The 14,918-nt window shown below is 38.6% G+C and carries 9 protein-coding genes; 2 read left to right on the forward strand and 7 right to left on the reverse strand.

Annotation, left to right across the window (positions count from 1 at the left end):
* Nucleotides 1-832: 832 nt before the first annotated feature.
* From K5X82_03215 to K5X82_03225, 3 genes are all read right to left on the reverse strand, one after another.
* The gene (locus tag K5X82_03215) at nucleotides 833-1,189 is read right to left on the reverse strand and encodes a rhodanese-like domain-containing protein (GenBank protein QZT37918.1); all 357 of its coding nucleotides are present in this window, start codon (nucleotides 1,187-1,189) and stop codon (nucleotides 833-835) included.
* An 803-nt stretch (nucleotides 1,190-1,992) separates the two neighbouring features.
* Nucleotides 1,993-3,123: a YibE/F family protein gene (locus K5X82_03220; protein QZT37919.1), complete on the reverse strand. Its 1,131-nt coding sequence runs from the start codon at nucleotides 3,121-3,123 to the stop codon at nucleotides 1,993-1,995.
* A 55-nt stretch (nucleotides 3,124-3,178) separates the two neighbouring features.
* Entirely contained in the window at nucleotides 3,179-4,693 is a 1,515-nt protein-coding gene (locus K5X82_03225; protein ID QZT37920.1) for an alkaline phosphatase, read from the reverse strand.
* A 1,752-nt stretch (nucleotides 4,694-6,445) separates the two neighbouring features.
* Here K5X82_03225 and K5X82_03230 point away from each other — a divergent pair.
* Together K5X82_03230 and K5X82_03235 are read left to right on the forward strand one after the other, a co-directional pair.
* Nucleotides 6,446-9,571, forward strand: coding sequence for a DUF4981 domain-containing protein (locus K5X82_03230; GenBank protein QZT37921.1), 3,126 nt, complete (start codon nucleotides 6,446-6,448; stop codon nucleotides 9,569-9,571).
* A 645-nt stretch (nucleotides 9,572-10,216) separates the two neighbouring features.
* Nucleotides 10,217-10,417 (forward strand): hypothetical protein, encoded by a 201-nt coding sequence (locus tag K5X82_03235; GenBank protein ID QZT37922.1) that lies wholly within the window; start codon nucleotides 10,217-10,219, stop codon nucleotides 10,415-10,417.
* Between the two features lie 223 nt (nucleotides 10,418-10,640).
* Here the strand turns inward: K5X82_03235 and K5X82_03240 are convergent, their stop codons facing one another.
* The 4 genes from K5X82_03240 to K5X82_03255 form a co-directional block, all read right to left on the reverse strand.
* The gene (locus K5X82_03240) at nucleotides 10,641-11,204 is read right to left on the reverse strand and encodes a hypothetical protein (protein ID QZT37923.1); all 564 of its coding nucleotides are present in this window, start codon (nucleotides 11,202-11,204) and stop codon (nucleotides 10,641-10,643) included.
* Nucleotides 11,205-11,406: 202 nt separating this feature from the next.
* Nucleotides 11,407-12,462, reverse strand: coding sequence for a hypothetical protein (locus tag K5X82_03245; GenBank protein ID QZT37924.1), 1,056 nt, complete (start codon nucleotides 12,460-12,462; stop codon nucleotides 11,407-11,409).
* A gap of 83 nt (nucleotides 12,463-12,545) precedes the next feature.
* Nucleotides 12,546-13,601, reverse strand: a complete 1,056-nt coding sequence (locus tag K5X82_03250) for a hypothetical protein (protein ID QZT37925.1) — start codon at nucleotides 13,599-13,601, stop codon at nucleotides 12,546-12,548.
* 197 nt (nucleotides 13,602-13,798) lie between these two features.
* Nucleotides 13,799-14,857 carry a hypothetical protein gene (locus K5X82_03255; GenBank protein QZT37926.1) on the reverse strand — a complete coding sequence of 353 codons (1,059 nt, stop codon included), beginning with the start codon at nucleotides 14,855-14,857 and terminating at the stop codon, nucleotides 13,799-13,801.
* Nucleotides 14,858-14,918 lie beyond the last annotated feature (61 nt).

A 14,918-nucleotide genomic window follows, 5' to 3' on the forward strand; every position in this document is an offset into this window, starting at 1 on the left:
AATAAATAGCCATTTTATCTTTGTACTACCCTCAGGTTTTTATATATTTAGAGAGATCCGAGACTGCATTTAACTCAAGGTGTCTTCTCAAAATAGAGAGTATATATTGATTATCACAATGGAAAAACAGCGATACATATCCACAAATTACACTTCACGACATCACACATTTAGGGATGTAGTTTCACATGACTTTCTAGGTACCTACTCCCACCTTCCTAGCACCCTTCTCCTACCTTTGTCCATGGTTCGTCCATGGTTTATCCATGGTTTGTCCATCGATTTCGGGGGTATCGGTGCCTGAACCATGGACGAATCATGGCTAAACCATGGACAAAGGTGGGAGGAGATACCTATCATCTAGCTAGTAGGTAATGAGGAGGTGTAAAGAAAAAAGGGGTGAAATACATTTGACAGTGCTCTCCGTATGCCTCCACAGAGACACAAATTTATCCGAATAAACTCTAAATCAAAGATATACAATAATTTCCACATTATAATGCTTCTGTCATGATGAATGATGAGGTATTTATTATTCCGTGCCCCTATCTTACGATCTCGATATCCCCTACCCCTGACCAACAAGCCAGTTTCCCCTGAGATAGCTCGAAATTCACTCAATGTTCATTCGAAGTTCATTCATCGATTTTGCATTTTGGGTGAGGGAATTTCGAATGTATTTAGATGGATATGTAAAAGAAGTCAGGGGGTAGTGATATGTATGTCAGGGGAAAGCGGCTTTTAAGAGTTTTTCTCTTGGAGATCATGCGATCTTATCACTGGGGCAGGATAATTATCAGAATAGCTCTCTATTCATAGGTCTCAATATTTTTTATGATACGATGTGCTGGTTGGAGTGTCTCCAACCGACCATTCCTTCTACCATATGGTAGATCTTTTTGAAGTCAGACTGTTGCATCCATTGTACGATCATCGTACTTCTAACATTGGTGGTGCAATAGACTAGATAAGGAACTTCACGATCTAGTTGACCTAGCTCCACTCCGGTATCTGGGTTGAAGGCATCAAATAATTGAGCTCCTTCAAGGTGCCCCTGCCTATATGACTCTATACTACGCCCATCTATGACTTGTAGTTCAGGTATGGATGCCATCAAATCAGCAGCCTCTGCTACTGTGACAGGCTCTATTATCCTGTCGTTGTGATCTAAATATATCTCTTTGCTCATCGTCTCTTTCTCTTTTAGTGGTTCTGGATATCACCAAGTGGAATAACCTTCTTGTGATCCATCTATTTTACTTGGCTTTCAAACAAAAACAGATCAATAATGTTCTGTGCTCACAGAAAAACATGAAGCCCAAAGAGAAATTGCCACGGATCTTTCTGTGGTTGAAGTGTAAAGAATTATAGCCACGGATTGGACGGATTTGACAGATTACCACGGATCTTTTTATGATGTAACAACCTATTCAATACTTCAACAGCCCCGAATGGGGTGACCGAATATAGCCCAATGGTGGAAATCATAACTTGACCACAAGGTCTAGGTGTCGATTGGAGCCTTGGGTAAAGAAGTACCCCCACAACCAAGAGCTGAAGGCCTGTCCGAAAAAATAGCAGCGGATATAAATGAACCACGTAGAGGCGCGATGATCGCGTCTACTCGATACTTCAACAGCCCCGAATGGATGTGGTGGAAAGAATTATGCCACGGATTGGACGGATTGCCACGGATCTTTTTGTGGTTGAAGCGGAAGGTGGAGAGCACCACGAAGACGCTAAGACACGAAGGGGTGAAACGGCAGGTGGAGAGTATCGCGAAGACGCTAAGGGATGAAGTGCGAAGGAGATGAACAACGAAGGGTTGGGGATAGTGTTTCTTGGGGGATTAGTATAGGTGATGTCAATACTACTTTGAGGTGCGTCTCATCTATTTTTGCAAAATATTTGTAATAGTATGAGATTTACTTCAAAGTAGTTTTGATATGTTTCTGGGGAATAGGGTTGATGAAAGAGGGACTCTCTACATATCTAACGTCGGGTGTAGATAATACCTCCTAAGATGGCTGTTATTGGAGCCACGAGTACCAGACCAAAGCTTCCAATCATGGTGTGTAAGATCTCTCCTGCCACATAGTTCAGATTAAGAATGTTTATGGTAGGGGTTCCTTGTGCAATAAACACCATCAATAAGGCACTAAAACCACCAGAGTATGCAAGCAGTAAGGTGGTGGTCATTGTGCCGATAACCCCTCGCCCGATATTAAAGCCTGCACCAATAAGTTCTTTTGTGGTGATAGATGGTTTGATGGTTATAATCTCATGTTGGGATACTGCAATATCCATGGATATATCCATCATGGCTCCCGAAGAGGAGATAAAGATACTAGCCAAGAATATCTGGGTTAAGTCCAAATGGTTAAAACCAGAGTATAACAGGGTCTCCGAGAATGGTTTTATCGCCCCATGGACGTTAAACAAACCACCAAAGAAGAAAGAGAGGATGGCTGTAACTGCAACGCCTACAATAGCACCAGATAATGCTACAAAACCCTTCTTATTAATTCCAGCAACCAAGAGGATGATCACCGAGGTGATCAGCGCAACCAAGAACAGAGATAGAAAGACTGGGGAGTAGCCTAATAAGAAGCCAGGAAGCATTAGTTTCCATATAACAACTCCGGTGAATGCAAAAGAGAGGATGGCTTTGACTCCTATAAAGCCAGCAAAGGATATAAGAAACACAAAGAATAGTATCATCAACCAAAACTCTACATTCAATCGATAATGATCAATAACATTGGCATTAATTATCTTTGAACACTCTTCATCAAGGTTCAATACGACCAAGGCCTTCTGCCCTACTTCAAACAGTTTATCGAACTCCATTCGCCCAATCAATTGATTGTTTGCTCGGATGGTATCACCTTTAAAGCGGCCTTCTGTAACTACTATTTGCAGCAGTTGATTCCCGGTCTTTATGATCCCGTTTTCAATAATACTATCATCTTTCACAGATACCACTTTTGCTTTAACTCTCCGCTCTGAAGGAGGAGTCTCTCGATCGAAAGGAGATGGTAGAAGATAGATAATAGTTGTGAGTATTGCTATGACCAATGGGAAGAGGTAGGTCTTTGTTTTCTGGGTAGATAATATCTTCATAATTTACAAGCATGGTCCTGTTATAAAGAATAACAGGACCAGTATTTATTTGTTATTACAGTTTCATTAGCATTTCAATATTCTTAGGAAGATCAGTGTTATCAAAATAACCATTAAACAGTGTTGATCCAGGCCCCATAGCTCGAACTGGTATTGGTGTCGCGGTATGAGAGAAAGTGGTCCATCCGATACCTGCTTTTTGTGCTAAGATATGGCTTGCAGTGATAGTAATTGGATCTATAGCACCATAAAGTTGATAATATTGGTCTTTATTGGCAATCTGTTCTCCTTTGTCAAAACTTTCGTTATAAGCTTGTTTCAGTTGTGCTAGTTCATATTCAGAAAGCTTGGTTGACTTCTCTTCTCCATCAAAGCCATAATTCTTTCTTACGGCCTGTAATACGGCATCAAAAGAAGCATCTTGTTTCTTTAATTTCTTCAATTCAGCATTGAAAACCCCATTAGAGTTCTTTTGATTCTCAAGCAATTTAAAGTTGGATTTGTAGTGAGACCCTGAGAAACCAAGTGTTAACCCACCTGTTTCATGATCTCCACAGACTACAATAAGAGTCTCTTTTGGATGTTCGTGATAAAAAGCGATAGCTTTTTGAATGGCTTGGTCAAATTGAATCACTTCGTTTATAGCTGTCACAGCATCGTTGGCGTGACAAGCCCAATCAATTTTACCCCCTTCGACCATTAGGAAAAAGCCTTTCTTATTCTCTAACACCTCAATAGCCTTTTGTGTGTAATCCCCCAAAGAGAGATCACCCTCTTTCTGATCGATACCATTAGGTAGTGATTGTCCTCCTGCAAGAGTTTCGTTGATGGCAATAATTTTATCATCTCCTGATTTAATTGCATGGAAAGCCTCATTGGTGTTCACGATAGTATACCCCTGTTTCTCAGCTAATTTCAGAGAGTTCTCTTTTTTACCTTTTATTTTCTTATTTCCAGCCATACCAATGTTAGCTGCCTTATTCTTCTTGTTTGACTTGCCATCTCCCTCTGGGTGCATGATACCACCTCCACCGAAGAAGTTAAATTGACTTTTTCCCATATCTACACTAATGTCATAGTAACGACCTCGCGAAGGCTGATGCGCATAGAATGATGCAGGGGTAGCATGGTTTAAAGAGACTGAACTTACAATCCCCACACGATAGCCTTTATCTCTTGCTTTTTCTGCAATAGTTTTAAAGGGCTTCTGTTTTGATGCGTCCATACCGATAGTACCGATAGATGTTTTATTACCTGTCGACAATGCTGTTCCTGCAGCTGCCGAACCCGTAATAAATTGGTTTTGTGCATATGTTGTATACAATCCTTGTATCGGAAATGTATTCATCGCTAATTTCTGAATTCCTTCGGAATCATTTACAGCTGCCATATATGCTTCTGTTGCATTCGATTGTGAAAGGCCAAAACCATCACCAATAAAGTAGAAAACATATTTAGGTTTCTTACCTCTAAAACTATCACGTTTTTTATCTCCGTCATTTGGTTGTGTTGCAAAAAGCATCTGAATCGATAAAAGACAAATGCATAATAAAGAAAATCTTCTTTTCATAATTTAGTTTGTTTAATAATCAGTCTCATGGTATTTAAAATGATGAAGTTATTGACAACCACCATGTAGACATACAACCACCTGGTTACAAGTAGACATAAATCTAGTCACAATAACTTTTTTATCTATAAATTGAACAAGAGAGAGTCGAGACAATATCAGGGGCTGGATATATATTTATATTCCTCAGTGAAGATCCGAAGTAACATTACACTACAAGGACATGCTTCTTAATTTGCGACGAGTCGTATATACATAAGATAGCATAGGAATGATGACTAAATCATCTCCATCCATTTTGTCTTGACATGTAATTATTTAGTTAAGATAGAATCTCACTTGTATATCATTGACTGTGATAGTACCATATACAGATGACATCACCCATTTCAATTAATAAAGGATTGTGTATATTAGAAAGAGTAATCATGCTCGTAATATAACACCCATTAAATCATGAAATGATAAAAAGACTACTCCACCTAACGGCATATACGAGTAGTTGTAATTTAGGAAGAACTGTATTTTTGAGTCTTAAATAACAAAAAAAAGCACTTCGCATGGAATTTATCCGAGGTGCAAGGTATTAAATTGATCAGAGAATACCATATCCTTTCGCAAAAAAAGAGGAGGTTTTATGTTACAGATCCTTTATTTGGAGAGAAATAGCGATAGCAAAACAAGAGGGGTGGGAACCTATAACCATAAATCGGCTATCTTTAGTGATAATGTGGCATGATGTACGATGAGTTAAATACATCGTAACGCCACCAAAATATTATCTGGAACAATGGACAATCCTACTAGTGCAACAACTTTTATGTTTTAGTAATTAATGAAGCGTTACCATATAAGATTCATTGACATTATTAAAAGAGATCTTCAAGACCGATATTAACAGGTCGAGTTATTCAATATAATCCATCTATTTTTTGCTGCAACGATGCACTACAGTGCATGTTGTAATGACATAAGTTCAAAGAGATAATTTATCTGTTCATCCCAATAAATTGGGTTTTTGATGGCAATAAATACTGACATAAATTAAAAGGTTATTGCACTAAGACTCTGCATTCTTAGGAGATTCAAATCACAATGAATGATCTCTTTGGGACAAAAAATGACGTAAGAATGTTTAATTCTCTTTCGGAAGTCAGTTCTTGAAACAAGGTGTAGCTTTAGGATAATAAGTAAGCAATCATGGAATAAAACGATGATAAATCGAGTAAAGAATGGGAAAGATTAAAATAAATAAAGTAATATTTAATATTATTTTGAATAGATATAAAATGAATAGACACAGCAAAATGGGAGTAATTAGAGATATAGTAGACCACAATAGAACAGAAAAGAGATAAAAATGGTTTGATTACGTGATGAAATATCGTTACTTTTATGGAAATGAAATCTTTTTATGAATAAAGATGCATAAAAGCTTGAGATCACCACACTGAGGGCCATCGATTTATTAATATCGAGGCTTATCCCTATAAAACTTTCGAGGTGTGGTTTTCTTATGGGCATCTTAATTCACAGAAAGAGATGTTATAATTATGAGTAGAAGAGAAGTAGAAGATCTATTGAACACTATCATATAGCATTTTAGCTATATTGATATGGCAATAGGCGAGGTTCTCATTTCGCATCTTGCCCTACAGGTAGGTTTATAGGATCATATCCCCCTCTTTGCCCCCATAATTAACATTAATTGTTTTTAACATATACAACTAAAACGGTAAATTGTAAACAAACATGCGTAGATTAAAACTATTTATGATGCTTCTAGTCTTGACTGGAACATCGGCATTTGCTCAAAACGATTGGGAAAATCCTAATGTGTTTGAAAAGAACAGGGAGAAAGCAAGAGCGACATTCTTCACTTTCGACAGTAGGGCAAAAGCACTAAAGAATGAGATTTCAGAAGGAAGCTATATCAAATGTCTGAATGGTCAATGGAAATTCAACTATGTAGAAAAGGCATCAGCACGTCCAATGGACTTCTACAAGATGGGTAGTGACCAATCGGAATGGAGTGAAATTACAGTACCAGGAAACTGGGAGATGTATGGTTATGGGTATGCAAACTACACCAATGTAACCTACCCCTTTAAGAAAGACCAACCTCGTATTGCGGACAATTATAGTCCTGTTGGATCATATGTAACCTATTTTGAAGTACCAGAAAATTGGAGTGGTCGTGAGGTTTATATCCAATTGGGAGCTGTTAAATCAGGTTATTATATCTGGTTGAACGGAAAGAAAGTTGGTTATAGTCAAGACTCTAAATTACCTTCGGAGTTTGACATCTCTAAATACTTGGTGAAAGGAAAGAATAAGCTTGCAGTGCAAGTATTCCAGTTCACAGATGGTAGTTATCTAGAAGATCAAGATTTTTGGAGAATCTCTGGTATCCAGCGTGATGTATTCCTTTTTGCTCGCACAAAAACTCATATCCGTGATTTCTTTGCCAAAACAGTTCTTGACAAGAATTATGAAAATGGAGTATTCTCTTTGGAAGTAGATGTTACCAATAAGAATAGATCTACAGCTCGTAAGAGCAGTGTGGCATACCAACTAATGGATGCAGACAAGAAAGTAGTGTTGGAAGGCACATCGAGTATTAAAGCCATTGGCAGAGGTAAATCAGAAAAAGTAGTTTTTGACGGTACACTACCTCAAGTAAAGAAGTGGTCAGCGGAGAATCCAAATCTTTACACACTTCTTTTAACATTGAAAGATAAGGATCAGAAAACGTTGGAAGTGACTTCTACAATGGTCGGTTTTAGATCTACAGAGGTTAAAAATGGTCAGTTGTTGGTAAACGGACAGCCTGTACTTTTAAAAGGAGTTAACCGTCATGAGCATGATGGCAAATTTGGTCACGTAGTGAACGAAGCTTCGATGATCGAAGATATCAAGCTAATGAAGACGTTTAATATCAATGCGGTAAGAACATGCCACTATCCAGATGATCCAAAATGGTATGCTCTATGTGACAAGTATGGAATCTATCTTTATGATGAAGCTAATATTGAATCACATGGATATGGTTATGCGCCTAAAAATACTTTGGCTAATAAGCCAGAATGGCAAGAGGCACATATCGCACGTGTGTTAAACATGATCCAAAGAGATAAGAACCACCCTTCAGTAATTGTTTGGAGTATGGGTAACGAGGCAGGGACAGGAGTTAATTTCCTTGCAGCATATAAAGCAGCACATAAGCTAGACACCACTCGTCCAGTACATTATGAACGTGCCGAGAGAGAGACAACAATCAAAGAGCGTCATACAGATATCGTAGGCCACATGTACTATCGTATTGAGTATGTGAAGCAGTGGTTGAAAAAAGGTGATGACCGTCCTTTCATTTGGGCTGAGTATAGCCATGCGATGGGTAACAGTAACGGTAACTTCAAAGAGTATTGGGATCTAGTAGATTCTCATCGTCAATTGCAAGGTGGATTTATCTGGGATTGGATGGATCAAGGGCTAGAGATGCAACGAAATGGACAGACTGTTTGGGGTTATGGTGGTCACTTTGAGCCTAAAGGCAAATATAATGATGGTAATTTCTGTTTCAATGGTTTAATCAACCCTGATCACACTGTACATCCAGGTATCTATGAAGTAAAGAAGGTATATCAAAATATTGACTTTAATGGATCGGATATCGCCAAAGGAGTGGTAAAGATTAAAAACCGTCGTTTCTTTGAAAACCTTTCAGATGTGATGTTCGAATGGGAATTGATTCGAAATGGTGAAGTAGTAAAAGGTGGCACTTTCGGGTCAGATGCTTTGAAACCTCAACAAGAGAAGAGCTATAGTATCGATTACGGTACAGTGAAAGATGATGCAGAGTATTTCGTGAATATCTATGCCTTGAATATGAAGCCAAGACCTTTCGTTAAGATTGGACATGTATTGGCAGAAGAGCAAATTGCAATAAAAGGATATGATTGGAACAATATCCATAAGCTGAATGTAGCTGACAAGATTATTCTTAAGGACGAAACAAAACAAGTGGCTATCTCAGGAGAGAACTTCCACATGTCTTTCGCAAAAGATAATGGTGCACTAAGCAGCTATGTATTAAATGGAGAAGCAATTGTTAATAGCCCATTGGTAGTGAACTTCTGGAGAGCTCCAACAGATAACGATTTTGGTAATAAGTTACCAAAGCGTGGTAAGGCATGGAAAGATGCTGGAATGAATGCTAGATTGGAATCTATCAAGAGTTCTCAGTCGGAAGATGGAATGATTCATATTCATACTGTTTTCTCATTGAAAGAGGTCGAAGGTACTGTTAATGTAGATTACACTGTCAATAGTGCAGGGGTTATCGATGTAGCATATGAGTTTGAGGCTAAAGGCAAGAAGTTGTCAGAGATTCCACGTATCGGAATGAAGATGCGATTAAAAAGATCTTTCGACAATTTGGAATACTATGGTAGAGGGCCAGAAGAGAACTATATCGATCGTAATACTTCCGCTTTTATTGGTCTTTATGGATCAAAAGTGGCTGATCAATATTATGCCTATGGTCGTCCACAGGAGACAGGACATAAAACAGATGTTCGTTGGTTATCCCTTTCAGATTTCAATGGTATTGGTCTGACTGTTACAGCACTCGACACTCCAATTGAATTCAACGCCCTTCACCAATCTACTGAGACATTAGATTCTGGAGAGAATAAAAAAGCTCTAAGAACACCAGCGGATGTTGTAGTAGGTGATTTTGTTGAACTTCATATTGACCATAAGATGATGGGGCTTGGAGGAGATACTAGCTGGGGAGCGAAACCTCATGAGCCATATATGTATTATGCAGATAAGACGTACCGTTTTAAATTCAGACTATCGCCTAAAACATTATAATAATTGATTTCTATATGCCCCAGAGGCATAAGAATATCCCCAAGGTCTTTATGCATATTTTGCATAAAGACCTTTTTTGTTGCCAATAAAGAAAGAGGCTGCAAAGGGTTGAAATGCACGGGATGGCACACAGATGAAACAGGTTAGACCGATGAAACAGATCTTTCTGTGGTTGAAGCGGAAGGTGGAGAGCACCACGAAGACGCTAAGGCGCGAAGGGCTGAAGCGGAAGGTGGAGAGCACCGCGAAGACGCTAAGACACGAAGGGCTGAAGTGTAAAGAATTATAGCCACGGATTGGACGGATTAGACAAATTACCACGGATCTTTGTTTGAAGTGGAAGGTGGAGAGCACCACGAAGACGCTAAGTCACGAAGGGTTGGAGCGCACGGGAATTATAGCCACGGATTGGACGGATTAGACGGATTACCACGGATCTTTTTGTGGTTGAAGTGGAAGGTGGAGAGCACCACGAAGACGCTAAGGCGCGAAGAGTTGGGGGGCAAGGGAATTATAGCCACGGATTGGACGGATTACCACGGATCTTTTTGTGATTGAAGCGTAAGATGAAGAGCACCGCGAAGACGCAAAGGCACGAAGGGTTGAAACACACGGGATGGCACACAGATGAAACAGGTTAGACCGATGAAACAGATCTTTCTGTGGTTGACGCGTAAGTTGGTGAGCACCTCTAAGACGCAAAGGCACGAAGGGTTGTGGTACAATGGAAATGAACCACGTAGAGGCGCGATGCTCGCGTCTAATAAACAGTATAGCCACGAGTTGAACGGATCTTTTTATGATGTAACAACCTATTCAATACTTCAACAGCCCCGAATGGGGTGACCTAAACTAGCCCAATGGTGGAAACCGTACCTTGACCGCAAGGTCAAGGTATCGGTTGGAGCCTTGGGTAAAAAAGCCACCCCACAACCAAAGGCTGAAGGCCTGTCCCATATCCACAATATGGTTACGGATTTAAATGAACCGCTAAGGCGCTAAGTGTAGGAGTGCAAGGATGGAATATGGATAACCCCTGATTTAAATAATGCACCCTAATAATAAAAAGTCAATCCATTCCATTAAAATTTCCATTGATAAGGGCACCTAGGTTTTGGCGGTGAACTTGAGATTTGAGATACTCACACATGATTGCAAACTGTTTTTCTTCACCATCAACGAACTTATAGTTATGCTCCATATTAAGACTATAGGTCTCTCCATTTTTGAATTTCATATTGATATAATAGTTAGGATCACAATCCTCTTGTTCATCTTCTGCTTGATGCTTTTGTGGAGCAGCATTCCACTTAATCATCTCCATATTCTTATATATAAACTCTCGCGTAAGTCCTTCCTTCTGAATCGAAAAAGAGTCCTCTCCTATTTTAAATATAAATAGATGGATCTTGGCTCTTCTTTTCTCTTGCATCACTTCTGTGATTTTGGACTTGAGGATAAATGCCACAATTATAGATATGCCCCAAAGGACCATGGCCATATCATTTACATCATAGTATGCGTCTCTAGCAATTTGAAATGCAATACATATATAGATAAAGATGAAGATATTGGTTATTTTCTCTACACGAGATAATTTGATGTTGATTGTTTTTACTTTGAATTGGGTCATTATTATTATGCTGGATAAGTGAATTATTAGAAATTATTGAGTTCTTGCCATGCACAATTGCAGCAAGATTTTTTTAAACTCTTTCATGATGCAATCTTTTTAAATTGCTCTTTGATGAATCATAAGACGACAATGGGTTTCTATAGACGGATAATCCATTCGAGAGATGAACACGTAACTTAATAATAAATCTTTTCTGCACTTAATCGAAAGCAATGGTGTATCTTTTGCCATTCGACTTGGTCCAGTGTCCAGTAAGCGTTCCATCATCTTGTATTTTGAAAAGGAACTTTGCTCCATCTTCAGATACTTCTATCGTATCAGGAGAGAGTTGCTTCACCTCTATATTGATAAAACCACCATTATGATTGTACCAATAGCTTCCCCAAGCGGAATCTACATCGAAATAGAGGTTCATTGTGAAAGCATATTTACCATCGATTCGGCCATGTATCTCCATTCTATTGGGATGCTTTGAATAGTGAGTTGTAGCAATAGGTTTCTTATCGACTAAGAGTGCTTCTCCCAGAGCAGTAAGATCCTCTTTGTTGAAATGATCTACCCTTACGGTGGTCTCCCAATCGATATCAACAATCTGTGCTACATGGGCAAAACAACGATCTTTACGCACAACGATGTCGCCTGATTGCACTCCAAAGAAAGATATTCTATTAGAGGTGTTACACTCCATTAAATCAAGTAGGACTTTACCTCGAGATTCGTAGTCTCCTTTTTGTAGTAACCCTCGATCAAAAGCTGTTTGATAGAATTCACGAATCGCTCGATTATATTGACGAGCAGCCAGAATATGAAGTTCCAATAGTCCATTGGGGGTAAACAGCTCATCGAGTTCGATTTGATGTCCTGTAGCCGCATTAAAATTCAAGTAGCTATAATGAGTATCGGGATAGGCAGCATTGGTTTCCTTAGTGAAAGCGATGGATAAAATTTCTGGGGTGTTGATCAGGATAACATAGTCTAGTCCCACGGTTCCTTGTGTCCCATCGAGAGGCATCATCTCTTCAAAAAATTTCTCTTCACCTTTCACTTTGTAAAGACACCCAACGGTGTTCATTTGGATAGTCTGATTTATTCTTTCTACCACTTTAGGATGTTGTGTATTTTTCACCCATGGGATCGAAAAATATTCATTATCGATGTTGTCAATAGTAAAATAATGATTATTGACACTATTTTGTGCCCACCCTTGAATGGAGAAGAGCATCCATGACAGAAAAACATATAGTATTCGTTTCATTTTGTGTTGATTATAAGTTATAATTATTTTGTTTGATGATGATAAATTTATCCGTCGGCTATTTCTAATTTGTGACGGATAGTTTAATCAAATGCTATAGGATAAATTTGTCCATTGCTTTTGATCCAATCTCCAGTGATCTTTCCATCAGTATGAATTTCAAAAAGGAACTTCCCTCCCTCTTCTATTACTTCAATACGATTAGGATGGATCTTCTTTCCTTCAAATTCAATGAGCCCCCCATTTTTATCGTACCAATATTTTCCTAGCACCTTATGACTAGTGAGGTCTAGAATCATACTAAAAGCATATTTATGGTTGATCTTTCCATGAATGGTCATCACTTTGGCATCTTTCGTATAACTAGGATCAAGAAGTGGTTTTCTCTCAATAAGTAGTTGTCGTCCTGCAGAAGTTAGATAGTTGGTATCTAACTTATCTATCGCAACATTATAGCCCCAATTAATATCGTTAAAGAAAGATCTCGTATCAGGCATACAAGAAGTCTTGGCTAGAAATAGATTATTGGGAGTAATAGAATATTTAGATATACGATGCTGTGTATTGCAGTAAATCATTGAGAATAACATATCCTCCAATATTGATTTGTCAGACTCTTCCAATTCGGAGTTTTTCATCTGTGAGAGCATATCGTAATAAAATTGCTCTATAGAGATACTAAATTCTTGCGTTGCTTCGAAATCCAACACACTGAAACCTTGAGGGGTAAAAAGTTCTCTAACATCTATGATCTCCCCTGTAGCAGCATTGAAGTTAAGATAAGCAATACGTTGACTATCTCTAGTTTGAAGGTGCTTATGAATTTGTAATGAAAGCAGTGCTGGAGTATTTAGTAATACAGTATAACGTACCCCCACAATACGATCACCTGCCCTATTTAGTAGGGGATTAAAGTAGCTAGAAGGGTTCTCTTTATATAGATTCTCTATGATCGACATTTGAATGGTCTGATTGATTCTCTGAACGACCATAGGTCTATTGGGATTCGACACCAATGGGATCGAATAGTCCCCATAGCTTATGGCAAATATTTTAAACCCCTCCGTTTCATTTGCGCTATACCCCAAGGAGTGTATCCCTAAGGTGAGCAGTAAGAGGTAGTAGTGTATTTTTTTCATTGTGATTTTGATTATAGCTTCTTTTATTAAGACAGTGAGGTGATCCCTTTTATTGGAAGGTTATTGGAAAAGTATCTCCATTTGTTTTGATCCAATGACCAGATATCGTTCCATTGGGTTGATAGGCAAATAGAAATTTAGCTTCCTCATTCGCACGGTCTAAAAACAACCATAAGATGGGTATACCTATATTTTTTTTATTGGAATGTTATAGGAAATTGTTTTCCTTGGTTATTGGTCCAGTGGCCTGAAAGCGTACCATCCAAATTAATTTCGATAAGAAACTTGCCTCCCTCTTCGATAATCTCTAACTCATTCTGACTAAATTTCTTTGCTCTCACCTCGATAAGTACTCCATTCTTATCGTACCAATAACGTCCATCGATATAGTCTGAACTAATATCGAGCAACATTGTAAAGGCATATTTGTGGTCAATCTTGCCATGGATACTTATCTCTTTAGATGATATTGGATAAGTAGTAGTTAGGACCGGCACTTTTTCCTTTAGAAGTTTCTGTCCCGTGGTCGAAAAGTATGATATATAGAGGTCTTTAAATAACATTTCTATAGTCCAGTTGATATCATAGCATTGAATGACATGGGGTAAGCATCTTCCTTTATTCATGATGATTCGGTCCTCTTTGATACCAAACTTAATGATCTCGTGTGTAGCATTACATTCCGTCAGTTGAAACAAGACCTCTCCCTGCTCTTCTATCTCTTCTTTTTTGAGCCCTTCACTTGTAACCATATTGAGTAACTCGCTCTTAATAGATGCATTCAACGTCCGACTTACCTCATCATTTAGATGCCTGACTCCTTCACTAGTGAATAACTGGGACAGGTCTAGGATGTTGCCTGTGGCAGCATTAAAATTTAAATATGCAATATGATAGTCTGGATAGGCTCCCATTGTGTCGTAACAAAACTCTATAGAAAGTACTGATGGCGTATTGGACAATATGCTATAATCGAGATTAGAAACCCCATGCATGTTTTCATCCATTAGGTTGTTAAAGAGCATGCCCTCTCCCACTACGTTGTAGAGACGCTCTACGGTAGCCATCTGGATAGTTTGATTGATTCGTTGTGCTACTTTAGGGTGGATATCGCTTTGAACTAGAGGTATCGCATAATCTTTGTTGGCTATTCTTTTTATAGTAAAATATGGAGAGGTGTTATTGCTCCATGCACATGGCGTATAGGCGCAAGAAATGAGAAGGGTAAGTGTAAGGATTCGAATTAATTTATTCATATAGGATTTCATTAATTTATGTTTACAAAGATAATTATCCCAAGGAAATTCATATTCAAAC

It is taken from the genome of Prolixibacteraceae bacterium (assembly GCA_019856515.1).
GTDB classification, from domain to species: Bacteria; Bacteroidota; Bacteroidia; order Bacteroidales; family Prolixibacteraceae; genus Halosquirtibacter; species Halosquirtibacter xylanolyticus.